Origin of the sequence: Stenotrophomonas sp. 2619, assembly GCF_040548725.1 — a bacterium.
GTDB lineage: Bacteria > Pseudomonadota > Gammaproteobacteria > Xanthomonadales > Xanthomonadaceae > Stenotrophomonas > Stenotrophomonas maltophilia_AP.
In genome coordinates this window covers 35,169-58,634 of the sequence record NZ_JBEPSF010000011.1, presented here as the reverse complement: position 1 = coordinate 58,634, position 23,466 = coordinate 35,169, and the positions used below count along the sequence as shown (strand labels likewise).

The following is a 23,466-nucleotide window of genomic DNA, read 5'->3' as shown; positions in this document are numbered from 1 at the left end:
CGCCGCCCCACGGGGCGGCGCTTCTTTATCGGCGCATCGCCTCCCTGCCGCTGCACGCCGCGGCCGCCCACCAACGGTCGGCTCTACCTGCGGGTTTGTTCCCGGCACGCGCGAACGCGCGTGTCCCTTTACCAGGCATTTCCCACCCGTGAAAGCACCCGCCCTGATCCAGAACGACATCGTCGTCTTCGGCCTGATCGCCGCCACCCTCGGGGCCGTGTTCTGGACCGCCTCGCGCGAGCAGGGGCTGTGGAAGCGCTTCTACACGGTCGTGCCAGCGTTGCTGCTGTGCTACCTGATCCCCGGCATCTACAACACGTTCGGGCTGATCGACGGCCAGAACACGCACCTGTACAACCCCATCGCCCGCGACATCCTGTTGCCGGCGGCGCTGGTGCTGCTCACCCTGGCGGTGGACATCAAGGGCATCCTGCGGCTCGGGCCGAAGCTGATCGTGATGTACCTGGGCGCGTCCTTCAGCATCATGCTGGGCGCGGTGGTGGCGTTCCAGCTGATGAAGTGGCTGCACCCGGACACGGTGGCCGGCGACACATGGGCCGGTATGGCGGCGCTGGCCGGCAGCTGGATCGGGGGCGGCGCGAACATGCTGGCGATGCGCGAGGTGTTCGACGTCAACGCCACCACCTTCGGCCAGTTCGCGGTGGTGGACGTGGGCGTGGGTTATGTGTGGATGGCGGCGCTGATCTTCCTGGCCGGTCGGTCGGCGAAGATCGATGCGCGCAGCGGGGCCGATACGTCGGGTATCGACGAACTGAAACTGCGCATCGAGAAATTCCGCAGCGAGCATGAGCGGGTGGCGAGCCTGACCGATCTGATGCTGATCGTGGCGGTGGCGTTCGGGACGGTAGGGCTGTCGCACGCGATCGCCGGGCCGCTGTCGGCGTGGTTCAAGGGTCATGTGTCCTGGGCGTCGCAGTTCAGCCTGGACGCGCCGTTCGTGTGGGTGGTGGTGATTTCCACGACGTGCGGGTTGGCGTTGAGTTTCACCCGTGCACGCAACCTGGAAGGGGCGGGGGCATCGAAGCTGGGTTCGCTGCTGCTGTACTTCCTGATTGCCTGCATCGGGATGCAGATGGATCTGCTGGCGCTGCTGGACCGGCCGTGGCTGTTCCTGCTGGGCATCATCTGGATCGCGGTGCACATCGTGCTGCTGTGGGCGTTGGCGCGGGTGCTGAAGGTGCCGTTCTTCTATTTCGCCATCGGTTCGCAATCCAACATTGGCGGGCCGGCGTCTGCGCCTGTGGTTGCCGCGGCGTTCCATCCGTCGCTTGCGCCTGTGGGGGTGCTGTTGGGGACGATGGGGTACGCCACCGGGACGTACCTGGCTTACATCGTTGGGATTACGTTGCGGGCTATGGCGGGGCAGTAGGTTTTATTGTTCGCAGCGGGCTTTGCTAGCGTTTTTGTTGCTGGGGGACGTGGTGCGGGGCGGTAGGGTTCAGCGGGGCACGCGTGAATCCATCCTTGGAGCTCATCGCAGCATCCATGCTGCTCAAGGCCCCGCTGAACCCTACCGCCCCGCACCCAGACAGTTCCGCGCTGGCGGTGGGGTAGGGGGAGCAAGAGCAGATGGCGCTTGGTCGCGCGCTGCATGCAAGGGGAGGATGTGAGGTGTTGTTGTTTCGCTCTTTCTTTTTGACGAGCACACGCAACGTGTGCGCTGCAGGGCTCTTCGAGGTATCGCCGTCAGCGACTTGCAGCGTAATACGCGCTGACGCTCTTCTATGATTTTGCGCTCTGCGCTCTGCGCTCTGCGCTCTGCGCTCTGCGCTCTGAGCCTTAGCCTTCACATCCGGTCGCAGCAGAGAACAGGGGCGCGAGGGAGGGGTATCCCCCGGCGGGACCTTGAGCAGCATGGATGCTGCGATGAGCTCCAAGGACGGATTTACGCGTGTCCCGCCGGGGGATACCCCTCCCTCGCGCCTCAAGCAGACGGCGAACAGAGCCGCTTCAAAAAGTCCCTAAACGGCCAACAGGCCGCGTTCGATCAACCACGCTTTGGCATCTTCCGCGTCCTGCTCGAACCGCGCCGAGTGAGCACCCGGGCGCCTATATGGTTGGCGCGTCGCCACGCGCCAAGAAGTGGCCGCCCGTGCGGATTTACGCAGGAAGAAGGCCGCGTTCGATCAACCACGCTTTGGCATCTTCCGCGTCCTGCTCGAACCATGCGCGCGTAGAGCCAAGGCGGTAGGTATACCCCCAGGCATCCATGTCCAGCATCAGGCGGTCGCTGCCCACGCCCGGCAGTTGCCCGGCCAGCACGATCTGCAGGTAGCAGGTGGCGTCTTCTTCGGGAACCGAATCGGTCGCGTCGGTGTGCACCAGCGCGCGTCGCTCCGGTGGCAGCACGATCAGATGGCAGGCCTCGTGCAGCATCGAGTGCACCGGCGTGTCGTCGCGCACGTACACATCGCTGCCGATGATCCCCGCCTCCGGCTCGCCCCAGTAACTGCCTGGAATCGGCGTTGCCGCGTCTACCCGATGCAGCCGCAGGTCGTGCGCGGCCAGCAGGGCAACGGCATCGTCAAAGTGGATATCGCCAACGCAGGTGACCTGCACATCGGCGGTGGCAACGTCGGTGGTCATGGCATGCATTCAACCGCCCCTCCCAACCGGAAGGGGCGACAAGGCTCAGGGCTGCTGCGGGCCTTCCGGCAAGGCGACGGAAATATCGAGCACATCGTGCTCCCCGTCCTTCACCAGATCGACCTTTACCGCATCCGCGTCGATGTTCACGTACTTCTTGATCACTTCCAGCAGCTCACGCTGCAGAAGCGGCAGGTAATCTGGGCCACCGCGATGGCTGCGCTCCTGCGCAATGATGATCTGCAGGCGGTTCTTCGCCGTTTCGGCCGTCGTCTTCTTCCGGTTCAGGAAATCGAACAGTCCCATGCTTACCCTCCGAACAGCTTGCTGAAGAAGCCTTTCTTCTCCACGGTGGTGAAGCGCATCGGACGCTCTTCGCCAAGAATGCGGCCAACCGCATCTTCATAGGCCTGGCCCGCCGCCGATTCGGGGTCCAGGATCACCGGCTCGCCCTTGTTGGACGCATTGAGCACGTCGCCCGACTCGGGCACCACGCCAATGGCCTTCAGGCCCAGCACTTCCTCAACGTCGGTAATGCTCAGCATCTCGCCACTTTCCACCCGGGCCGGGCTGTAGCGCGTGAGCAACAGGAACGCCGGCACGTTCTGGCCCGATTCGGCCTTGTGCGTCTTCGAATCCAGCAGCCCGATGATCCGGTCCGAGTCGCGTACCGACGACACTTCCGGGTTCACCACCACCACCGCACGGTCGGCGTAGTACATCGCCAGGAACGCACCCTTCTCGATACCGGCCGGCGAGTCGCAGATGATGTACTCGAAACCGTCCGCGGCCAGGTCCTTCAGGACCTTGCCCACGCCTTCCTGGGTCAGCGCATCCTTGTCGCGCGTCTGCGAGGCCGCCAGCACGTACAGGTTGTCGAAGCGCTTGTCCTTGATCAGCGACTGCTTGAGCGTCGCCTCGCCGTGGACCACGTTCACGAAGTCGTACACCACCCGGCGCTCGCACCCCATGATCAGATCCAGGTTGCGCAGGCCGACGTCGAAGTCGATCACCGCCACCTTCTTGCCGCGCCGCGCCAGGCCGCATGCCAGGCTGGCGCTGCTGGTGGTCTTGCCCACGCCGCCCTTGCCGGAAGTGACTACGATGATTTCAGCCAAAGGACTTCTCCTGATTCATATGGTTGGGCGCCGGATCAGTCCAGCGCCGCGATCTTGATCTGGTCCTGCTCCAGCCACACCTGCACGGCCTTGCCGCGCAGCGTGTCCGGAACATCGTCCAGTACCTTGTAATGGCCGGCAATGGCGACCAGTTCAGCATGGAATTCACGGCAGAAGATACGTGCCGTGGTGTTGCCTTGGGCACCGGCCAGGGCACGGCCCCGCAGCGTACCGTAGATATGGATGCTGCCATCGGCGATTACCTCGGCACCCGCGCCCACCGTGGCCATCACCGTCAGGTCGCAGTTCTCTGCGTACAGCTGCTGGCCCGAGCGCACGTTGCTGGTCTGCATGCGACCCGGCTGCGGTGCCTTGGCCGGGGTGGCCGGCACGGGGGCCGGCGTGGCCGCGCGGGCACGCCGTGCCGGTTCCGGTGCAGGCGCAGGGGCGGGCGGCGGCGGGGCGGCCGGGACCGCGTCCAGCTCGGCGCGTTCGTACTGTGCGCGGAACTTGGCCAGCAGCGGCAGCCCCAGCTGCTGCGACAGCAGCTCGGTTTCGGTGGTGCCGTAGGCCAGCGCCACCGGCAGCACGCCGGCGCTGCGCAGCCCATCCAGCAGGGCCTTGGCCGTGGCCACGTCCGGGATCTGGCTGAGCCCGCCGAAATCCAGGATCACCGCCGCGCGCCCGAACAGCTTCGGCGCCCGCGCCACGCGGTCGTGCATCTCACGGGTGAGGCGATCCACATCCAGGGTGCGGATGCGCAGGTTGGCGATTCCCACCTGGCCGATCTTCAGTTCACCGGCCTGTTCAAAATCCATGTTTGCCGCCACCTCAGGTCCCCGTCGGTCGATGCGCGCGCAGCGGCTCGCGACGGTGGCCCACCCAGGGCACGTCCGGCAGCTGGTCGCCGTAGGTGTCGTGCACCCACTGGTAACTGCACAGGTCCTTGAGCAGCATGCTGGCGCGCACGTCCACGTGGGCCATGTTGTTCTGCCCGACCTCGCGGAAGCCGAAGCTGCCATGGAACAGCAGCGCCGCGTCGGCGCCGTGGTCCAGGAACACCTCGCAGGTCATCTGCGGGTAGCGCAACTCGGCATAGCTCTGTGCATCGGCATAGAACGCACGGCCGACGCCACCGCCGCGACGGCGGCTGGCGACCACGATGCGGTCGATATAGAAGAATTTGCTGTCCAGCTGCTGCTGGAACCAGGCGAAGTTGCTGCTGTCGTGCTGGCTGTCGCTGCCGAAGCCGATCAAAAAGCCGGCCAGGTTGCCGTCGCGCTCGGCGACGCGGAAATACTCAGCGGTTTCATAGAACAGGCGCAGGCGGGCGGCATCCAGCGGCAGGATGGCCAGGCCGGCATTGTTGTTCAGGGCCAGGACGGAATCGAGCTCGTGCTCGCGCACGTCGCGGATGACAATCGACATTGTGACTCCGTGGGGTAACGCGGTTGGTCCATCAAGGGACCCTCATCGGATTATTGCACGGGTGGCGGGCCCGGGCGAATCGCCGCCCATGACTTATGTGGGAGTGCAGGGGCGCAGGTTCAGCCTAAGATGCGTCCATGCTGGGATACCTGAGCCAAACCCGAGTACTGCGACTGGCCGGCCTGTTCACCTGGGTCATGGTCGGCCTGCCCGTGGTCTATTCCCAGTACGAATCGCTGCTGCGCCACCGCGGCGACGGCCTGGACAGCTGGGCGGTCTGGCTGTTCACCGCCTACCTCACCTTCGGTGCCTGCTACTTCTGGTTGACCCGCGGCCTGCGCGACGGCGGCGGCCATTCGGCCTGGTACGACCGGGTCGTGCTGCTGCTGCTCACCACCTCGGCGCTGGGCGTGAGCTACCTGAGCGGGTCGGGCCTGGGCAGCATCCTGATGATGGTGGCCGCCGGGGTCATCCCGTGGATGCTGCAGGTGCGCGGCGGGGTCCTGTGGCTGCTGCTCAGCCAGTTGGCGGTGCTGCCGGTGTACTACCTGATCCTGCGCATGCCGCTGTTCGAGGCGCTGATGCAGTCGCTGCTGTACGGCGGGTTCTCCATGTTCATCTTCGTGACCAGCCTGGTCGCGCGGCAGCAGACCGACGCCCGTGAAGAACAGCGCCGGCTCAACACCGAACTGCGCGCCACCCGCGTGCTGCTGGCCGAGAGCGCCCGGGTCAACGAGCGCACCCGCATTTCGCGGGAACTGCACGACCTGCTGGGCCACCACCTCACCGCGCTCAGCCTGAACCTGGAAGTGGCCGGGCACCTCACCGACGGCCAGGCCCAGGAGCATGTGCACCAGGCCCATACCCTGGCCAAGCTGCTGCTCACCGACGTGCGCGAGGCGGTCAGCCAGATCCGCGACAGCGGCGCCATCGACCTGGCTGCCGCGCTGCGCCCGCTCACCGAGCAGGTGCCGTCGCTGGACATCCACCTGGACATCGCCGAACCGCTGAACGTCGAAGACCCCGAGCGCGCCCATGTGCTGCTGCGCTGCACCCAGGAAATCATCACCAATGCGGTGCGCCACGCCAACGCGCGCAACCTGTGGATCCAGGTAAGGCGTGAAAGTGAAGGCGAGGTGGTCATCCAGGCGCATGATGACGGGGTGGGCGCGGACGGCATCGTGGTCGGCAACGGCCTGCGCGGCATGCGTGAACGCTTGTATCAATGTGGCGGTGAGCTGCAGATTGAAACCCGCCGGGGTCAGGGCTTCCGCCTGCGCGCCTCGGTTCCCGGCGCGCCAGTGTTGATGCTGGCCCCTGTTACATGAGGAGTTCGTTGATGATTCGCGTCTGCCTGGTCGACGACCAAACCCTGGTGCGGCAGGGGATCCGCTCGCTGTTGGCGCTCGACGACGGGATCGAAGTGGTCGCCGAGGCCGCCGACGGCCGCCAGGCGGTCGAGGTGGTCCCGCAGATCCGTCCGGACGTGGTGCTGATGGACATGCGCATGCCCGTGATGTCCGGGCTGGAGGCGCTGCAGATGCTGTCGCGGCTGGGCCAGCTGCCGCCGACCATCATCCTGACCACCTTCGACGACGACCAGCTGGTACTGGCCGGGCTCAAGGCCGGTGCCAAGGGCTATCTCCTCAAGGACGTCACCCTGGAACAGCTGGTGGGCGCAATCCGCACCGTGGCTGACGGCGGTTCGCTGGTGCAGCCGGCGGTGACCCAGCGGCTGCTGTCCGGGCTGGAGCACATGCGCAATGAATTCGTCAGCCTGGACCGGCCCGACCCGCTGACCGACCGCGAGACCGAGATCCTGCGGCTGATGGCCAGTGGTTTCTCCAACAAGGAGATCGCCAATTCACTGGGCGTGGCCGAGGGCACGATCAAAAACCACGTGTCCAACATCCTGTCCAAGCTGGGCGTCCGCGACCGCACCCGCGCGGTATTGAAGGCCTTCGAGCTGCAGCTGGTCTGAGACCGCGCCAGGGCCACCGGCGCGCCATGGCCGGTGGTCTTTGTGCAATATCCTGAATATGCGCCGGATCCCTTGTGCCACAAGGGCTGCGCGCCGGAAAACGCCCCATTCGGCCGAATCCGGCAAAGAAATATTCCCGAACCGCTACGTGCTGACACGCGCGATACGTTATCGTTCCGCTCCTTGTCTATGCAAAACCGCTGCCGGCATGGAAACCGGTGCGCCAATCCTGATCTACAACACCCGCGAAGCCTGCTAGGATTGGCGCTTCGCTTCAATCAACCCGGCCGTGGGATCGGCCCCGGAGACTTCTGAATGACCCGTATTATCGAGTTCCTGATCGCCTTGGGGATCGTGGCTGGCCTGTTCGTCATCATTGGCGTATGTCTGCCGGGCGAGCGCCATATTTCCGAAAGCATCGAGACCAACCGCAAGATGACGATCGTGTTCGACACGGTCAACAGCCTGCGCCGCTTCAAGGACTGGAACCCGCTCTTGCTGCGCGATCCCGCCGTTGAACTGAAGCTCTCCGGCCCCGCTGCCGGCGTTGGCGCACGTCTGGATTATTCTTCCAAGGAAAGCTCGTTGGGCCAGGGCAGCTGGGAGATCACCGAGTCGGAGAAGAACAAGCTGGTGTCCATCGCCATCGAGGACCCGACCAAGGGCCACGACAAGAAGACCAGCTTCACCCTGGAGCCGACCGGCAAGGGTGGCCGCAACGTCAAGATCACCCAGGACTACAGCATCAAGTACGGCTTCAACCTGTTTGGCCGTTACGCGGGTCTGTATGTCAGCCGTCACGTTGGTGACGACCTGAAGCTGGGTCTGTCGCGCATGGCCAACATGCTGGCCACCGTGCCCAACATCGACTACCGCACCGCCGAAGCCCCGCTGACCGATCTGGCCATCGTGGACGTCCCGGTTGAAGACCTGCTGGTGGTCACCGCCGGTAACGTCGATCGCGGCCAGGAGACCATCACCAAGTCCATCAAGGACAACCAGGAGTGGATCAAGCGCGTGATGGAGGCCAATGACCTCGAAGCCGCCGGTCCGTTCCGCATCATCACCACCGATTTCGGCGCCGAGAAGTACGCCTTCGACGTGGCCCAGCCGGTCAAGAAGAAGGGCACCCAGGGTGCTGCTGCCGATGCCCTGACCGTCAAGATTGACGCCGGTGCCCCGGTGAAGTACGTGCACGTGGCCCCGCACCGTTCGGCCCACGCGGCCTACACCGGCCACATGGCTGGCCTGGACATCGCCCGCAACGCCCTGCGCGCGTGGTCGGTGACCAACGGCAACGAAGTGATCGACCGTCCGTACGAGTCCTGGAAGGACGGCGTGGACAAGTCGTTCACGCCGGAAGGCACGTACGACATCTACTGGGCCGTCAAGTAAACCGACGGTCACCGGTGATGTAACGCACGACGAAAAACGCGCCGCTTCCTGCGGCGCGTTTTTTTTTGCTCCGCCCGCGGAGCATTCCTCGAAGGATGTCCGCATGCTCAACCTGGAACGACGCGCACGCAAACCCTCCCTGCTGGCCTGCTTCGGTGGCCTGCTGGCCGCCACGGCCGTGGGCCTGTCGGCCTACGCCTCGCACGGCATCGCCGACCCGTTGGCACAGTCGCACGTGACCACCGCCGCGCTGTACGCCTTCGGCCACGGCGTGGCCCTGGCGGTCCTCGGGCCCACCCAGCAGAACAGCGGGGGCAAGCTGGCGCTGTATGTGCTGCTGATCGGCACCCTGCTGTTCTCCGGCAGCCTGGTGGCCGGGGCGTTGTGGAAGCTCAGCACGCAGCTGGCCCCGGTGGGCGGCACCGCGCTGATGCTGGGCTGGCTGGCCTACGGCCTGAACGCACTGCGCCGCTGACATGCCACGCTTCAGTCGCGGCTTCGACGTAGAGCAGGCGCACGCCTGGCTGAGCCGGCGGGACCGCCGCCTGGGCACGTGGATGAAACGGCTGGGTCCGATCGAGGCCCCGCCGGGCTGGTCCAAACGGTTCGACCCGGTCGATGCGCTGGCGCGCGCGATCCTGTTCCAGCAGCTCAGCGGCAAGGCCGCCTCGACCATCGTGGGGCGGGTGGAAGTGGCCATCGGCAGCCAGCGCCTGCATGCCGATACGCTGGGCCGGATCGGCGATGCCGCCCTGCGCGTCTGTGGGGTATCGGGCAACAAGGCTTTGGCGCTGCGCGACCTGGCCCGGCGCGAGGCCGACGGCCAGATTCCCGACCTGCGCCGGATGTCGGTGATGGGGCACGACGCGATCATCGACGCACTGGTGCCGATCCGCGGCATTGGCCGCTGGACCGTGGAGATGATGCTGATGTTCCGCCTCGGCCGCCCGGACATCCTGCCCATCGACGACCTCGGCATCCGCAAAGGCGCCCAGCGCGTGGACAAGGCCGAGGCCATGCCCACCCCGAAGGAACTGCAGGCACGCGGCGAAAAATGGGGCCCGTACCGGACCTACGCCAGCCTGTACCTGTGGCGCATCGCCGACTTCAGCGCCGACACCAAAGAAACAACCAACCGCTCGCAGGACTGATCAGCGGCAGGTGCCGGGCGCTGCCGGCAACCCATAGCGCCGGGGTGGCCCGGCAACGCAATCCGTAGCGCCGGGTGGCCTCAGCAATCCGTAGCGCCGGGTGGCCTCAACAATCCGTAGCGCCGGGCTCTGCCCGGCCACGCCGTGCAGCCACGAGCGGCCGGGCAGAGCCCGGCGCTACGCGGCTTCAGCCCAGCGCGTTCCCATCGCGCCAGCACCAGTGCCACGGCTCGTAGACGATGCCGTGCGGGTTGTCGCGCGGGTAGCTCAACTGGAAGCCGAACCGCGCGGCATTGTCCTGCAGCCACGCAAACGTGGCGGTGTGTTCGAAACTCTCTTCGGCCGGCGGTTCGCCGGGCGTGCCGATATCCAGCGCGAAGCCGCTGTGGTGTTCGCTGTAGCCGGGGGCGGCGTTGACCTGCAGGATGTCGGCCACGGCCAGTCCGCGCGCGCGCTTGCGCTCGAAAATACCCAGCTGGTAGGCATGGCTGCGGTAGCCGGAGATCGCATCCAGCGCGATGCCTTCCGCAGCGGCGGCCAGCTGCAGGCGCTGCCAGCCGCGTGCGGCAGAGCGGCGCAGCCACAGGGGCCGCCGGTAGCGATCGAAGCCGGCCAGGTGCAGCTGCGCCGGTTCGGCCTCCAGCGCCAGCCCGGTGGTGGCTTCATAGCCGTCTGCATCGATCTCCAGCTGCGCCAGCCGCTGCTGCAGGCCGCTCAGTGGCAGCAGCATGCTGTCGGCCACCGCGCGGCGGCCAGGGGCCAGCGCCCGCTGGTCCAGCGCGTCGAGCGCGGCTTCAATGCCATCCTCGCGCATCAAGCGCGGTACCAGGGGCAGGACGCCGTGCGCGGTGGCCACGGCCAGGTAGCGGCCATCCCGCTTGCGGCGCAGTACCCAGCGCGCCCGGGCCAGCGCGCGCGCGTCGGCGTTGCTGCGTGCGCGCAGCAGGCCGCCGGGCCACAGTTCGATGTCGGCGGTGTTGATCAGCAGGGCAGGGGCGCGGCGCATGCGATCAGCTTAGTGCGTGCGCCCGGGCACGGCCAGCGCCTGCAGGGCGGCCAGCAGCTCGCGGGGTTTTTCCGGGCTCAGCACCAGCACGCTGCCATCGCGCAGCGGCAGGTACAGCACGCGGCTGGCATCGGTGAGCAGGCAGAACGCCTTGCGCCGGTCACGCATGCGGTAGTGCCCGGACAGGAAGCCGGGCATGCCGTAGCCATTGGTCTTCACCACCGGCTTGAGACTGCCATGCTCGGCCAGGTCCACCACCCGCGCCTGGTCCAGTTGCAGGGCATCCACCGCCACCCGCTTGCGATAGAACGTGGACACCACCTCCAGGTCGCGGCCCTGCAGCTGGATGCGGCGGCGGAAATACGCCGCGCTCAGTACCGCGGTGATCACCGCCAGGAACGGCAGCGTCAGGCCCAGCTCGTGCGGGGTGCGCTGGGCCGACTGCAGCGTGGTGGCCACGATCAGCGCTGCCACGGCCAGCATCGGCACCCACAGCCACAGCAGGCGCCAGACCGGCGCCGGGGCCACGGCAAAGTCCGTGTCGGTCGCGCGCGCCGTACTCATGGCTGCGCCCGGATCCACGCGGCCACGTCATCGATCAGCGCCGGCAGCACGTGGCCCGGGCGGCTGTATTCCTGCAGCGAGCCCGGTCCTTCGCCGGCGATGCCGAGGTGGTTCAACGGCGGGTAGTACTTGAAGCTGACCTGGCGCTGGCGGGCAAGGCCGCGCTGCCAGAGCTGCCAATCGGTGTCCACCACCTGGAAGTCACGGCCGCCCTGCAGCAACAGCATCGGCAGCGGCGACGACCGGGCATCGGCAACCGGATCGATCGCCTCGAACGTGCGCCAGTAGTGGGCCGGCAGGCGCAGCGGCAGATCGGCCGCAGGCACGTCGGCATCACTGCGGGCGGCGGCGATCTGGCGGTCCAAAGTGTCCAGGAAGGCTTGTTCGTCCGCGCTGATCTGGCCGTCCAGCCCGAGCAGGTAGCGGTTCTGTTCGGGCAGCAGGGTCAGCAGCGAGCGGGCCGGTGCTGCCCACAGGACCAGCCCGGCCACCTTGCCCGACTTCGCGGCGATGCGCGGCGCCAGCATGCCGCCCTGGCTGTGCCCCATGACGTAGATATGGCGCGGATCGATCCCGCTGTCGGCGGCCAGCGTTGCCACGGCGACAACCGCGTCGTCGGTGGTCTCATCGTCCATGGTGTAGCGGTCGCCGCTGAAATCCTGCGGGCGCACGCGGCTGCGCTTCTCAAAGCGCAGCACCGCGATGCCCTGCGCGGCCAGGCCGCGCGCCACGTCCAGGAACGGGCGGTTGGCACCGATGGTTTCATCCCGGTCCTGCGGCCCGGAGCCGTGCACCAGCACCACCGCACGCACGCGGCCGTCGCTCTGCGGCCGGGCCAGCGTGCCGGGCAGGGTGCCCGTGACAGTCACCACGTCCAGGGGCACTTCGGCATAGGTGGCATCGGCGGGTACCGATGGCGCGGCGGCAGGGTTGGCGGGCTTGAAATGCAGCCCGGCGATACGGCCCTGCTCGTCCACCACCATGCTGGCGTCCACGGTGCCGGAGGCAAACTGCAGGGACTGCACCACCGCGTCGGGGCGGTGGCTGGTGGAGATGATCTCCGCTGCGCCGCGGCCACGGGGTTCGCCGAACGATTGCCACAGGGCCAACAAGCGGGGCGCAGGGACGGCCTCGGCCATTTCCGGGGTGAACATCGCCACGGCGGCGGCACCGTCACCGGCCTGGAGGTGGTCGAGCAACTGGGTGGCCACCTGTGCCGGTGGCGTCGCCGCCGAGGCCGCAAAGGCCAGCGTGGACAACAGCAGCGCAGCACTGCGCCGAAGCAGGGCGGCCATCTCAGACCTCCTTCTTGAACAGCAGCACCGCCACGCCCATCGGCTGGGTCTGCAGCACGTTCACCAGTTCCCAGCCGAGCTGGCCATGACGGTTGAGTTCGGTCTGCAGGTCATCGGACTTCAGCCCGGTCCACGACGGCTTTACTTCGACAGTCAGGTAGCTCCAACGCTTGCTCATGGTGTGCTCTCCTCGCTTGCATCCGGTTTGGGAAGGCGGCCGGCCTTGCGCAGTGCATCGCGCAGTACGTATTCGATCTGCGCGTTGGCGCTGCGCAACTCGTCATCGGCCCACCGCTGCAGCGCCGCGAGGATCTCGGCATTGATGCGCAGCGGATAGGCTTTCTTCTCGCTCATGCGGGCATCAGTACAGCGAGCCGGCGTTGACCACCGGCTGGGTGCCACGGTCCGAGCAGAGCACGGTGAGCAGGTTGCTCACCATGTGCGCCTTGCGCTCTTCATCCAGCTGCACCACGCCGTTCTTCTGCAGCTCGGCCAGCGCCATTTCCACCATGCCCACCGCGCCGGCGACGATCCGCGTGCGCGCGGCGATCACGGCATTGGCCTGCTGGCGCTGCAGCATCGCCTGGGCAATTTCCGGTGCGTAGGCCAGGTGGCTGATGCGCGCATCGATCACCTGCACGCCGGCATCGGCCAGGCGCTCGGCCAGTTCGTCCTTGAGGTGCTGGGAGATCTCGGCGGCGTGGCTGCGCAGCGACAGCTGGCCTTCCTCGTGCTGGTCGTAGGGGTAGCTGGTGGCCATCGCGCGCAGCGCCGATTCGGACTGGATGTGCACGAAGCTCTCGTAGTCATCCACGTTGTAGACGGCCTCGGAAGCGTCCACCACCTGCCAGACGATCACCGCGGCAATCTCGATCGGGCTGCCGTCCAGCTCGTTGACCTTGAGCTTGCCGCTTTCGAAGTTGCGCACGCGCTGGCTGACCTTCTTCTTGCTGAAGAACGGGTTGTTCCAGCGCAGGCCGTTGTCCTTGACCGTGCCCACGTACTTGCCGAACAGGCTCAGCACCACCGCCTGGTTGGGCTGCACCGTGTACAGGCCGGTCAGGCTGAGCATGGCCACGATCGCCAGCGCGACGCCGCCCAACATCAGGCCGGGCGACACCGGAAGCGTGCGCGCGCCTGCGATGAACAGCCACGCGGACAGCCCCAGCAGGACCAGCACCCCGAGCAGGAACGGCAGGCCGGACAGCGAACGGGTGGGCATCTCTTTCATGGCGGGCGTCCTTGGGTGGTTGGCTTGAACGATATCAAATTGATATCAGGTTGCAAGTGCCCCGGTTTCGCCCACGAGGAAGCCTTAAAATGCGCTCCCACCCCTGTTGCCCGGAATACCGCCATGTCCACGCTCGGCACGCCGTTGTCTCCCTCCGCCACCCGCGTCCTGCTGCTGGGCTCCGGTGAACTGGGCAAGGAGGTCGCCATCGAGCTGCAGCGCCTGGGGGTGGAGGTGATCGCCGCCGACCGCTATGCCGATGCGCCGGCCATGCAGGTGGCGCACCGCTCGCACGTGATCGACATGCTGGATGCGATGGCGCTGCGCGCGCTGATCGCCAAGGAGCAGCCGCACCTGGTGGTCCCGGAAATCGAAGCGATCCACACCGAAACCCTGGTCCAGCTGGAGCAGGAAAGCGGCCTGCGGGTGATCCCGACCGCGCGCGCCGCCCGCCTCACCATGGACCGCGAAGGCATCCGTCGGCTGGCCGCTGAAACCCTCGGTCTGCCCACCTCGCCGTACCGGTTCGTGGATACCGAGGCCGAGTACCGCGCCGCAGTGGCCGCGATCGGCCTGCCGTGCGTGGTCAAGCCGGTGATGTCGTCCTCGGGCAAGGGCCAGAGCACGCTGCGCAGCGAGGCCGACATCGCCCCGGCCTGGGAATACGCGCAGACCGGTGGCCGTGCCGGCGCCGGGCGCTGCATCGTGGAAGGCTTCATCGACTTCGAGTACGAAATCACCCTGCTGACCGTGCGGCATGCGGCCGGCACCGCGTTCTGTGCACCGATCGGGCACTGGCAGAAGGACGGCGACTACCGCGAAAGCTGGCAGCCGCAGCCGATGTCGCCGCGCGCGCTGGCGCGTGCCGAGGAAATCTCGCAGGCGATCACCGATGACCTCGGTGGCTGGGGCCTGTTCGGCGTGGAGCTGTTCGTGAAGGGCGACGAAGTGTGGTTCAGCGAAGTGTCGCCGCGCCCGCATGACACCGGGCTGGTGACGCTGGCGTCGCAGGAGCTGAGCGAGTTTGCCCTGCATGCGCGCGCGATCCTGGGCCTGCCGATTCCGCTGATCCGCCAGAACGGTCCGTCGGCCTCGTGCGCGATGCTGGCCCATGGCGAAGGCGTGCCGTTCTTCAGCAACGTGGCCGAAGCGCTGGTGCAGCCGGATTCGGCGCTGCGCCTGTTCGGCAAGCCGAGCGTGCATGGGCACCGCCGCGTGGGTGTGACCCTGGCGCGTGGCGCGGATATCGATGCGGCGCGGAAGATTGCGCGTGAGGCGGCGGAGGCGATCGGGATCGAATTGCGGTGATGGACCGGGGGCGACGACCTGCGGTCGTCGCCAACCCACCCTGACGCGACGACCAACGGTCGTCGCCTACCGCGGGGGAACGATCAACGCACGTCCACCCACACCAGGTGGTGGTCGCTGCCATCGGCGATCTTCGCTTCCGGGCTTTCATTGGCCGGCCAGAACACGCCGCTGCCTACGAACGCGAAGCCGACGGAGGGCAGCACGTAGTCCAGCCGCATCGTGCCCGACTTCGGGCCGAAATCGCCGGTGGCATGGAAGGGTGCGCCCCTGCGCACGATGCCCTTTTCCGCATACGCCAGGCTGTTCTGCTCGGCGCCCACGCTGCGCGGGGTCGGGTAGCGCAGCACGCGCGGGTTCTCGATCAGCTCCACGATCGCCTCGTGGCGGCCATCGCCGTCGACCGGGTCGTTGTTGAGGTCGCCCAGGATCACGAAGCGGGCGTCCTGCTGCAGGCCACCACACTGGCCCTTGTCGTCACACAGCCAGGGTTTGCTGCCGGCCGCCAGGTATTCCTGCCACAGCCGCAGTTCGTCGTGGTTGCGCGCGGCGTTGCGCTTCTCCGGGCCGTCGAACACCGGCGGGGTGGGGTGGGACACCAGCGCATGCACCACGCCGTTGGGCGTGGTCACCGGTACGTCCCAATGCGACTTGGACGACAGCCGCAGCTGCGACCAGACGTGGTCGTTGTAGAAGGACTTTCCAGTGCGCGGATCGATCGGGCGCAGCGCGCCGGGCAGCGTGCTCCACTTCAGCAGCTGGAAGCTGCGCACCTTGGTTTCATCGATGGGATAGCGCGACAGCACCAGCATGCCGTACTGGCCCGGGTGCAGGCCGTAGCCCCATGCATCGTTGCCACGCGCGCGGCCGTCGCCGCCGATCTGCCCGTTGTTGTCCAGGTCCAGCCCGCTCTGCACGCCGGTGTTGACCGGGGCCAGGTAACGGTAGGCGTAGTGCAGCGGTTTGCCGCCGCCGGGTTGGGCGGTTTCCAGGTAGCGCTGCTGGAACAGGTCGGCGGCGCGGTGCGCGTCGTCGTAGTCGAACTCGTTGAGCAGCACCAGGTCCGGGCGGACCTGCTGCAGTACCGCGGCGATCTTGCGGGCGTGCTCGCTGTCGCCTTCCAGCTCGGCGATCAGCCCGCCGGTCTCGTCGCTGTACAGCGAGGTGTTGTAGGTGGCAATCCGCAGCGGCTCGGGGGAGGCTTCCTGCATGGCGGTCTTGGCGGGGGTCTGTGCGCAGGCGCTGCACAGCAGGGCCAGGGCAAGGATCAGGGGATGGGCTTTCATGCGCCTATTCTGCACTGGCGCGCATTGCATTGCTGGGTCAGTCAGCGCCCTTCCCGGGCATCGTCGAATTCGTGCCAGCGGCGCCCGTCGTAGGCCTCCAGCGGGCGGAACCGGCGCTTGTAATCCATCTTGCGGTGGTCGCGGATCCAGTAGCCCAGGTACAGGTGCGGCAGCTGCTCGCGCCGGGCCCAGGCAATCTGCTGCAGGATCGCGAACGTGCCCAGGCTGCGGTGGGCGTGCTCGGGGTCGAAGAAGGTGTACACCGCCGACAGCCCCTGCGGGGTGACATCGGTGACCGCGACTCCGAGCAGCTCGCCGCGCCTGCCGGTCTGGCCGGGCGCGCGCAGTTCCATGAAGCGGCCCTGTGCCCATTGCCCGATCAGAAACTGGTCGAATTCGTGCGGGCCGTGCCCGTCCATGCCGCCCTGCGCGTGGCGGTGGGTGAGGTAGCGGTGGTAGAGCGCGAACTGCTCTTCGGTCTGCTCGGCCGCCACGATCCGCACTTCGAGATCCGCGTTGCGGGCCAGGCAGCGGCGCTGGCTGCGGTCCGGGGCGAAGCGCGCCACCGGAATACGCACCGACACGCAGGCGTGGCAGTTGGCACAGTGCGGCCGGTACACCAGGTCGCCCGAGCGCCGGAAACCCCAGCTCAACGCCATCGGGTACAGCGTGCCCAGCCGCGCATCGTGCGGGTCCAGCACCAGGTCGCGCGCGGCCCGTTCCGGCCAGTAACCACAGGGGTGGTCACCGGTCTGGAACAGTCGCAGCTCGTCGTCGCGGTCGCCATGAATTGCCATGCCCACAGCATAGCGCCGGGGCGTCGCAGCGGGCGCGACTGTCCGCCAGATGAACATGACCGGCCCGGCTGTCAACGCCGCCGGCAGCCACGCGTTGTTGTAGGCGTGGGTGCCGATGCACCGCACGCCGATTTCCCCTACCGGAGTGACCCATGCGCAATCGCAAACCCCTTCTGCTGCTGGCCCTGCTGCTGTCCACCGGCGCCGCCGGCCTGGCCATGGCCGCCGACGTGCCGCCCCCGGCCGGCGCACCGCCCCGCGCCAAGCTGGACACCAATGGCGATGGCGTCATCGACCGTGCCGAAGCCGCCAAGGCGCCGCGCCTGGCCGCGCAGTTCGACACGCTGGACAAGAACAAGGACGGCAAGCTCTCGCGCGACGAACTGCCGCGTTGGCACGGCGCACGCCATGGTCGCGGCCCGGGTGGCCGTGGCGAGATGATGGCCAAACTGGATACCAACAAGGACGGCCGCATCAGCCGCGAGGAAGCCAAGGCCGACCCGCGCCTGGCCGCGCGCTTCGACCAGATGGACGTCAACAAGGACGGCTACCTGGACAAGGCCGACCGCGAGCTGGGCCGCAAGCAGCACCGCGATGCGTGGTTCGCCGCGGCCGACACCAACAAGGACGGCCAGCTGAGCAAGGCCGAGTTCGATGCGGCCAAGGGGCCGGTCGGTGGCCCGCGTGGCGGCCACCGCGATGGCAAGCCGCCGATGCCGCCGAAGGCACCGGCAGCAAAGTAAGCCTTCGCCGCACTACTCACGGGCGCCGGTCATCGACCGGCGCCCGTGTCGTTCAGAGCCGCCCGGTGCGCACCAGGCTGTACAGCACCAGCGCGGCCACGCCCAGGGTGACCAGCACCACCGCCCAACGGCCGTACATCAGCTGGAAGGTCCAGCTTGGTCCGCTGCGGCCATGGCGCGCCGCATCGCGTGCCAGCATCGGCGCCATCACCTTCTGCAGCGGGAACAGGCACTGGTAGTTGACCGCGGCCATGCCAAGCGCCATCGCCGACAACAGCATCCAGACCGGCGCTTCCAGCACGCTCAGCATCAGCACCGACACGCACATCACCATCGCGGTGACGCTGCTCAGCACCACGAACCGGCGGATCTGCTCCCGTTCGCCGGACGATTCGGCATACGACAACAGGTAGCGCCCGCCGAGATAGCTGCCCAGCATGCCGCCGACCAGGCCGCCGATGACCGCGCCCAGGCTCAGCATCTGGTCCGGGGTCGCGTTCTGGCTGAGCGCCGCGCTGAGCGAGCCCAACGCCGTGCCGCCCGAGACCGTGGCCCCGCCCAGGCCGAGCTTGCCGGTGCCCAGCCCGGTGCCGAGCAGGATCGCGGCACTGGCGGTGCCGGGGGCGGCGACCATCAGCACCGAGGCAATGGTGGTGGCGAACGCGGCGCTGGGGGCGCTGCTGCGCGCGAAATCGCCGAAACGGCGCAGCATTTCCTCACGCACGCTGGCGCGGGCGCGCGACAGGCGCTTGCGCACGGCGGCATCGCTGAGCCCGAGCAGGTCGGCCACCTGCTGTGAGCGCTGGCCCTCGCGGTAGTACAGCAGCAGGGTTTCGCGGGCGTCTTCGGGCAGGGCCGAAATGATCTCTTCGGCCGCCAGTTCCTCTTCCACCCGCTGCAGACGCTCGGGCGCGGTCGGGCCGGGATCGGCGGCCATGCTGATCGCGATTTCGGCCGCTTCGCCGGAGAGCGGGCGGCCGCGGTTGGCGCGCAGCCAGTCGCGGGCCAGGTTGCGGGTGATCTGGCGCAGCCACGGCAGGAAGCTGGACGGATTGCTCAGCTGGTTGAGCTGCTGCCAGGCCTTGATGAAGGCCTCCTGCGCGATGTCCTCGCTGGCCTGCACGTCGCGGGTGATCGCCAGGGCGATCGCAGTGACGGTGTTCTGGCAGGCCAGCACGATGCGCCCGTAGGACTGGGTGCAACCAGAGGCAGCCGCGGGCAGTTCGCGTTCCAGGGTGGCGGTCAGCTGGGGCGTCATGGCGTCGTTTCCGGAGGTGATCCGAGTATGACGAAGGCCGCGAAAGAATGTGACCGCGTGGGGCCGACCGGTTGCCTGTGACCCGCTAGTGCCGGCCGGCTGCCTGTGACCGGTAGGGCCGGCCGCTGGCCGGCTCTGCATGGACCTGGCCGCAGGAGCAGCCGGGCAGCCGGGCAGAGCCCGGCGCTACGCGGATCGGGCGGTGCGGGATGCCGGGCAGAGCCCGGCGCTACGGGGATCGGGCGGTGCGGGTTGCCGGGCAGAGCCCGGCGCTACGGGGATCGGGCGGCGCGGGTTGCCGGGCAGAGCCCGGCGTTACGCGGATCGGGCGGTGCGGGTAGCCGGGCAGAGCCCGGCGCTACGCGGATCGGGCGGTGCGGGATGCCGGGCAGAGCCCGGCGCTGCGCGGATCGGGCGGTGCGGGTTGCCGGGCAGAGCCCGGCGCTACGCGGATCGGGCGGTGCGGGTTGCCGGGCAGAGCCCGGCGTTATGGGATCGGGCCGGGCAGCGCCCGGCAGGGCCGGTTACTTCGCCGGTTGGATCCGGACCCGCACTTCGTCGTCTTCCGGGGGCGCAGGCTGGGCCGGGGCTGCGGCCGGGGCCTGCTGTACGGCGGGGGCCGCCACCGGCGGGGCGCTGCGGTGGCGCATCACCACCACCATCGCCACGGCCGCAATGACCAGCAGCAGGCCGATACGGATGCGCCAGGCCCAGTTGCGGCGTGGGGCCACTTCGCCCACCTGGTCGCGGAAGGCGAACTCGGCGGTGGGGTGGTCGCGCCGGGTGGTTTCCAGCAGGCGCGCGTCGCGCAGGATCTCGCGCGCGCGCGGCTGGTCATTGGCGTGCACTACCCACAGCGTGGGATGGGTGGTGGCCTTGCTGGTATCCAGGTAGCTGAACTGGCTGCCGCGCTTGCTGTGGTACGAGCGGCCGTTGGTGATGCGCACCTCGATACCGGCATCGCGCAGCAGCTGGGCCACGCCTTCCACGGTTTCCACGCGCTGGCTGTTGAAAATCTGTCTCATGTCAGTCCTTGGCCGGTACGGCGGCGGCCGCGGCACTGTCGGGTACCACGCGGATCAGGCCTTCCTGGGCGGTGCTCGCCACCAGCAGGCCATCGCGGGTGAAGAACTGGCCCCGGGCCAGTCCGCGGGAATCCTGCGCGCTGGGGCTGTCCAGCGAGTACAGCAGCCAGTCGTCGGCGCGGAACGGGCGATGGAACCAGATCGCGTGGTCGAGCGAGGCCATCTGCACGTGCGGCTGGTAGTAGCTGATGCCGTGCGGGAATGTCGCCGTGCCCAGCAGGTGGAAGTCCGAGGCATAGGCCAGCAGCGCCTGGTGCAGTTCCGGCGCGTCGCCCACTTTTTCATTCAGGCGCAGCCAGACCTGGTGGTAGGGCGGGCGCTTGGGCGGGTTGAGTTCGTCGCGCGGGTAGACGTGGCGGAACTCGAACGGGCCGCCGCGTGACAGCCAGCGCTGCACCTTGATCGGCAGGCGTTCGAGCACCTCCGGCGGCAGCGGGCGGTTGGGTTCGATGTCTTCCGGCTGCGGCACTTCGGGCATCTTGTGCTGGTGCTCGGCGCCCTGTTCGGCCTGCTGGAACGAGGCCGCGCAGAAGAAGATCACCTTGCCATGCTGGATCGCGGTGACCCGGCGCACCGAAAAACTGCCGCCGTCGCGGGTGCGGTCCACGTCGTAGACGATGGGGTGGTCGATGTTGCCAGCGCGCAGGAAGTAGGCGTGCAGCGAATGCACGTGGCGACCGTTGTCCACGGTGGCCTGCGCGGCCGACAGTGCCTGGCCCAGCACCTGCCCGCCGAACACGTACTTGGTCCCGATATCGCGGCTCTGGCCGCGGAACAGGTTGTCTTCCAGGCGCTCGAGCGTGAGCAGATCGATCAGCTCGGAAACGACGGGTTCGTGCGTGTCGGACAAGGGAAGCAACCTGAGGGTGGGCGAACCCAAATTATAGGGTAGTGCCGGCCGCTGGCCGGCAATCAGGCGAAGAACGATCGAAGCAGTGCGGGGTTGCCGGCCAGCGGCCGGCACTACCGGGTTGGGGTCTTCGAAGCAGTCCGGGGTTGCCGGCCAGCGGCCGGCACCGGGTCGGGCGTTCGAAGCAGTGCGGGGTTGCCGGCCAGCGGCCGGCACTACCGGGTCAGGCCTTGCCGAGTCGGGCTGCCAGCTGCTGCAGCGCCTGCTGGGCGTCCGGGGCGTACCAGGCCTCGACGAAGCGGTCGAGCTGGATCAGGTCGGCGTGCAGGGCCTCGTGCAGGTCGGCGCGGGCGATGGCGCGGGTCAGCAGCATCGGCTGCCGGGGCAGCTTGAGCAGGCGCTGCAACCACGCCACGGCGCGCGGCACCACCTGGGCGGCATCGGCCAGTTCGTCCACCAGCCCGATCTCCAGCGCACGCTCGGCCGGCACCATTTCACCGCCCACCAGCAACTGGGTGGCGCGATGATGGCCGACCACGCGGCGCATCAGGCGCTGGATGCCTTCCGGGGCCACCAGCCCCACCTGGACTTCGTTCAGGCCGATTACGGTCGGCTGGGCCGGGTCCGGGCTGCGCGCCAGCACCCGGTAATCGCAGCACAGCGCCAGCACGCAGCCGCCGGCCGGGGCATGGCCGGTCAGCGCGGCCACCACCGGCACCCGGCATTCGGCCAGGGTGCGCACCGCGCCGAAGAAGGCCTGCCAGCTGTCGAGCAGCTTGTGCTTGTCCTCGCCATGGCCGAGCAGGTGCGGCACGTCCATGCCGGCGCTGAAGATGCGCTCGCTGCCCGACAGCACGATGCCGTGCGCGTCATCGGCCATGGCCTGGTTGATCGCGTGGATCAGGTGGCGGCACAACTCGGTGTCCAGCGCGTTGACCGGCGGGCGCGCCAGCCGCAGTTCGCGGATGGGGCCATGGTTGATCACCTCGATAAGCGTCGTCATGCTGCGATCTCGTTGCGGACAGGGAACTGAGGCGATGATAACCAAACCATTCGCGTGCGTATTGTTGAGCGTGTGTGCGCTCGCAACATCGGCCGCCGCCGCCGCCGCCGCCGCCGCCGCCGCCGCCGAGCCGGCCTGCGTGTCGGTGCGGGAGGGCTGGGTGCGGCTGCCGCCGGGGCCGATGCCGATGGCAGCCGGCTACGGCAAGATCCGCAACGACTGCCGCAGCGCGGTGGTGGTAATCGGCGCCGGGAGCAAGGCGTTCGGAGACGTGTCGTTACATGAAACGACGCTGGTGGAGGGCATCAGCCGCATGCGCGAAGTGGAGCGGCTGCCGATTGCGGCCGGCGCCACGGTCGAGCTGAAACCCGGTGGCCTGCACCTGATGCTGATGCAACCGGAGGTGGCCTTGAAGGAGGGCGCCGCGCTGCCGCTGCGGCTCAGCCTTGACGATGGGCGCAAGGTGGACGGCACCTTGCAGGTGCGCAAAGCGGTGCCGTGAGGCGGGCATGGGATGTTCCAGACGCCCGATTGACCGGCGTTACGACCAGTCGAAGGTAAACAGCACCGTGCGGCTGCGCGGCGCATAGAACATCAGGATCGCGTCGGCGCCGCCGGCGCACCAGTTGTAGGACGCGACATCGGCGACATGGAAAAATGGCTCGCCGTCGCGCGTGATGCGGACGCCGTCGTCGGGAAGATGCGCGCTGTCGTTGCGGAAGTGCAGGCTGCCGCGCTGCGTGGTGCCGGCCAGGTCGTCGATCCGGAATGCCGACGGGATCGTGCTGTAGTCGGTCCAGTTGCCGTACCAGAACGGACCGCCCAGATTGTCCAGGTAGGCCTGCTGCTGCGGCGCTTCGTCTTCGTCATCGACGTCCACGCCGCTGACCAGCACGCCGTGCTGCTGGAAATACGCACGGGCTGCGGCATGGCTGTCCTGCATTTCCGCGGCGTGCTCACGCAGGTCCTCATCGACGGGCAGCGCCTCGCTGTTCTGCGGCGCGCGCTGGAAATAGCCTTCGTTGCCGAGGAAGCGCAGTCGGTTGTCGTCCTGCAGTTCGAAGGCCAGCCAGTTGCTGCTGGTGAAGGCGTTGTGGTGCGCCTCGGTGCCATCGCCCAGGCAGCCTTCGTATGGTTCGATCGGGCACAGCAGCGTGACCACGCTCCCGGCCAGTTCCGGCCGCAGCAGGCCCAGGTCGATGGCGATCAACGGCAGCAGATGGTCGGCCAGCCAGGGCTGGTCGGGGGCGAACACATCGACGGGAAACGGCGTGAGCCCCGGCTGCAACACGCGGACATCGGTCTGATGAAACATGGCGATCCTTTGCATACAACACGTTAACGGCGCCCGAGGAAATCC

Annotated in this window: 27 protein-coding genes; 9 read left to right on the top strand and 18 right to left on the bottom strand. The window is 67.8% G+C overall.

Annotated features, from left to right (window positions below; all coding sequences use genetic code 11):
• The first annotated feature begins 148 nt into the window (after window positions 1–148).
• Entirely contained in the window at window positions 149–1,390 is a 1,242-nt protein-coding gene (locus tag ABIA71_RS12365; protein WP_181394011.1) for a DUF819 family protein, read from the top strand.
• A 731-nt stretch (window positions 1,391–2,121) separates the two neighbouring features.
• Here the strand turns inward: ABIA71_RS12365 and ABIA71_RS12360 are convergent.
• Genes ABIA71_RS12360 through ABIA71_RS12340 form a run of 5 tightly spaced genes read right to left on the bottom strand, consistent with a single transcriptional unit; the run spans window position 2,122 to window position 5,153 of the window.
• Window positions 2,122–2,607, bottom strand: coding sequence for a hypothetical protein (locus tag ABIA71_RS12360; RefSeq protein ID WP_354285432.1), 486 nt, complete (start codon window positions 2,605–2,607; stop codon window positions 2,122–2,124).
• A 45-nt stretch (window positions 2,608–2,652) separates the two neighbouring features.
• The gene (gene minE / locus ABIA71_RS12355; RefSeq protein ID WP_017355894.1) at window positions 2,653–2,913 is read right to left on the bottom strand and encodes a cell division topological specificity factor MinE; all 261 of its coding nucleotides are present in this window, start codon (window positions 2,911–2,913) and stop codon (window positions 2,653–2,655) included.
• A gap of 2 nt (window positions 2,914–2,915) precedes the next feature.
• On the bottom strand, window positions 2,916–3,725 hold the full coding sequence (gene minD / locus ABIA71_RS12350; protein ID WP_038689737.1) for a septum site-determining protein MinD: 810 nt from the start codon (window positions 3,723–3,725) through the stop codon (window positions 2,916–2,918).
• A gap of 35 nt (window positions 3,726–3,760) precedes the next feature.
• On the bottom strand, window positions 3,761–4,543 hold the full coding sequence (gene minC, locus ABIA71_RS12345) for a septum site-determining protein MinC (protein WP_354285430.1): 783 nt from the start codon (window positions 4,541–4,543) through the stop codon (window positions 3,761–3,763).
• A gap of 13 nt (window positions 4,544–4,556) precedes the next feature.
• Window positions 4,557–5,153, bottom strand: a complete 597-nt coding sequence (locus ABIA71_RS12340; RefSeq protein WP_128097213.1) for a GNAT family N-acetyltransferase — start codon at window positions 5,151–5,153, stop codon at window positions 4,557–4,559.
• 137 nt (window positions 5,154–5,290) lie between these two features.
• Between ABIA71_RS12340 and ABIA71_RS12335 the strand changes: the two genes are divergently transcribed.
• The 5 genes from ABIA71_RS12335 to ABIA71_RS12315 all read left to right on the top strand — a co-directional run bounded on the left by ABIA71_RS12335 (window position 5,291) and on the right by ABIA71_RS12315 (window position 9,680).
• Window positions 5,291–6,481 carry a sensor histidine kinase gene (locus tag ABIA71_RS12335; RefSeq protein WP_128097212.1) on the top strand — a complete coding sequence of 397 codons (1,191 nt, stop codon included), beginning with the start codon at window positions 5,291–5,293 and terminating at the stop codon, window positions 6,479–6,481.
• 11 nt (window positions 6,482–6,492) lie between these two features.
• On the top strand, window positions 6,493–7,134 hold the full coding sequence (locus ABIA71_RS12330) for a response regulator (protein WP_038689731.1): 642 nt from the start codon (window positions 6,493–6,495) through the stop codon (window positions 7,132–7,134).
• Window positions 7,135–7,449: 315 nt separating this feature from the next.
• Window positions 7,450–8,529 carry a polyketide cyclase gene (locus ABIA71_RS12325; protein ID WP_128097211.1) on the top strand — a complete coding sequence of 360 codons (1,080 nt, stop codon included), beginning with the start codon at window positions 7,450–7,452 and terminating at the stop codon, window positions 8,527–8,529.
• 103 nt (window positions 8,530–8,632) lie between these two features.
• Window positions 8,633–9,004, top strand: coding sequence for a DUF423 domain-containing protein (locus tag ABIA71_RS12320; protein WP_354285427.1), 372 nt, complete (start codon window positions 8,633–8,635; stop codon window positions 9,002–9,004).
• A gap of 1 nt (window position 9,005) precedes the next feature.
• Window positions 9,006–9,680: a DNA-3-methyladenine glycosylase family protein gene (locus ABIA71_RS12315; RefSeq protein ID WP_354285425.1), complete on the top strand. Its 675-nt coding sequence runs from the start codon at window positions 9,006–9,008 to the stop codon at window positions 9,678–9,680.
• Between the two features lie 187 nt (window positions 9,681–9,867).
• Here the strand turns inward: ABIA71_RS12315 and ABIA71_RS12310 are convergent, their stop codons facing one another.
• Genes ABIA71_RS12310 through ABIA71_RS12285 form a run of 6 tightly spaced genes read right to left on the bottom strand, consistent with a single transcriptional unit; the run spans window position 9,868 to window position 13,776 of the window.
• On the bottom strand, window positions 9,868–10,686 hold the full coding sequence (locus tag ABIA71_RS12310) for a M15 family metallopeptidase (protein ID WP_354285423.1): 819 nt from the start codon (window positions 10,684–10,686) through the stop codon (window positions 9,868–9,870).
• 9 nt (window positions 10,687–10,695) lie between these two features.
• The gene (locus ABIA71_RS12305) at window positions 10,696–11,250 is read right to left on the bottom strand and encodes a PH domain-containing protein (RefSeq protein ID WP_354285421.1); all 555 of its coding nucleotides are present in this window, start codon (window positions 11,248–11,250) and stop codon (window positions 10,696–10,698) included.
• A complete protein-coding gene (locus ABIA71_RS12300) occupies window positions 11,247–12,545 on the bottom strand; it encodes an alpha/beta hydrolase (RefSeq protein ID WP_354285420.1) in 1,299 nt (432 codons plus the stop codon). The genes ABIA71_RS12305 and ABIA71_RS12300 overlap by 4 nt, the downstream gene beginning before the upstream one ends.
• Window position 12,546: 1 nt before the next feature.
• Window positions 12,547–12,723, bottom strand: coding sequence for a DUF4177 domain-containing protein (locus ABIA71_RS12295; RefSeq protein WP_159496068.1), 177 nt, complete (start codon window positions 12,721–12,723; stop codon window positions 12,547–12,549).
• Window positions 12,720–12,899 (bottom strand): type II toxin-antitoxin system antitoxin, encoded by a 180-nt coding sequence (locus ABIA71_RS12290; protein ID WP_354285419.1) that lies wholly within the window; start codon window positions 12,897–12,899, stop codon window positions 12,720–12,722. Before ABIA71_RS12290 ends, ABIA71_RS12295 begins: the two co-directional genes overlap by 4 nt.
• 7 nt (window positions 12,900–12,906) lie before the next feature.
• Complete coding sequence (locus ABIA71_RS12285) at window positions 12,907–13,776, bottom strand: SPFH domain-containing protein (RefSeq protein WP_354285418.1); 870 nt, start codon at window positions 13,774–13,776, stop codon at window positions 12,907–12,909.
• A gap of 123 nt (window positions 13,777–13,899) precedes the next feature.
• On the opposite strand from ABIA71_RS12285, the gene purT reads away from it, so the two are divergent.
• Window positions 13,900–15,084 carry a formate-dependent phosphoribosylglycinamide formyltransferase gene (gene purT, locus ABIA71_RS12280; protein WP_354285417.1) on the top strand — a complete coding sequence of 395 codons (1,185 nt, stop codon included), beginning with the start codon at window positions 13,900–13,902 and terminating at the stop codon, window positions 15,082–15,084.
• Window positions 15,085–15,167: 83 nt separating this feature from the next.
• On the opposite strand, the gene ABIA71_RS12275 is transcribed toward purT, so the two are convergent.
• Window positions 15,168–16,370: an endonuclease/exonuclease/phosphatase family protein gene (locus tag ABIA71_RS12275; protein ID WP_354285416.1), complete on the bottom strand. Its 1,203-nt coding sequence runs from the start codon at window positions 16,368–16,370 to the stop codon at window positions 15,168–15,170.
• A gap of 41 nt (window positions 16,371–16,411) precedes the next feature.
• A complete protein-coding gene (locus ABIA71_RS12270; protein WP_354285415.1) occupies window positions 16,412–17,167 on the bottom strand; it encodes an arginyltransferase in 756 nt (251 codons plus the stop codon).
• A gap of 152 nt (window positions 17,168–17,319) precedes the next feature.
• On the opposite strand from ABIA71_RS12270, the gene ABIA71_RS12265 reads away from it, so the two are divergent.
• The gene (locus tag ABIA71_RS12265; RefSeq protein WP_128097727.1) at window positions 17,320–17,910 is read left to right on the top strand and encodes an EF-hand domain-containing protein; all 591 of its coding nucleotides are present in this window, start codon (window positions 17,320–17,322) and stop codon (window positions 17,908–17,910) included.
• 52 nt (window positions 17,911–17,962) lie between these two features.
• Here ABIA71_RS12265 and ABIA71_RS12260 read toward each other — a convergent pair whose 3' ends face one another.
• The 4 genes from ABIA71_RS12260 to ABIA71_RS12245 form a co-directional block, all read right to left on the bottom strand.
• A complete protein-coding gene (locus tag ABIA71_RS12260; RefSeq protein WP_354285414.1) occupies window positions 17,963–19,168 on the bottom strand; it encodes an RNA polymerase sigma factor in 1,206 nt (401 codons plus the stop codon).
• Window positions 19,169–19,692: 524 nt separating this feature from the next.
• Window positions 19,693–20,193, bottom strand: coding sequence for a putative signal transducing protein (locus tag ABIA71_RS12255; RefSeq protein ID WP_354285413.1), 501 nt, complete (start codon window positions 20,191–20,193; stop codon window positions 19,693–19,695).
• A 1-nt stretch (window position 20,194) separates the two neighbouring features.
• Complete coding sequence (gene tesB, locus ABIA71_RS12250) at window positions 20,195–21,103, bottom strand: acyl-CoA thioesterase II (protein ID WP_038689702.1); 909 nt, start codon at window positions 21,101–21,103, stop codon at window positions 20,195–20,197.
• A gap of 223 nt (window positions 21,104–21,326) precedes the next feature.
• The gene (locus ABIA71_RS12245) at window positions 21,327–22,106 is read right to left on the bottom strand and encodes an enoyl-CoA hydratase/isomerase family protein (RefSeq protein WP_354285412.1); all 780 of its coding nucleotides are present in this window, start codon (window positions 22,104–22,106) and stop codon (window positions 21,327–21,329) included.
• Between the two features lie 34 nt (window positions 22,107–22,140).
• On the opposite strand from ABIA71_RS12245, the gene ABIA71_RS12240 reads away from it, so the two are divergent.
• Window positions 22,141–22,608: a copper chaperone PCu(A)C gene (locus ABIA71_RS12240; RefSeq protein ID WP_354285583.1), complete on the top strand. Its 468-nt coding sequence runs from the start codon at window positions 22,141–22,143 to the stop codon at window positions 22,606–22,608.
• A 39-nt stretch (window positions 22,609–22,647) separates the two neighbouring features.
• Here the strand turns inward: ABIA71_RS12240 and ABIA71_RS12235 are convergent, their stop codons facing one another.
• Window positions 22,648–23,421: an enolase gene (locus ABIA71_RS12235; RefSeq protein WP_354285411.1), complete on the bottom strand. Its 774-nt coding sequence runs from the start codon at window positions 23,419–23,421 to the stop codon at window positions 22,648–22,650.
• Window positions 23,422–23,466: the final 45 nt, after the last annotated feature.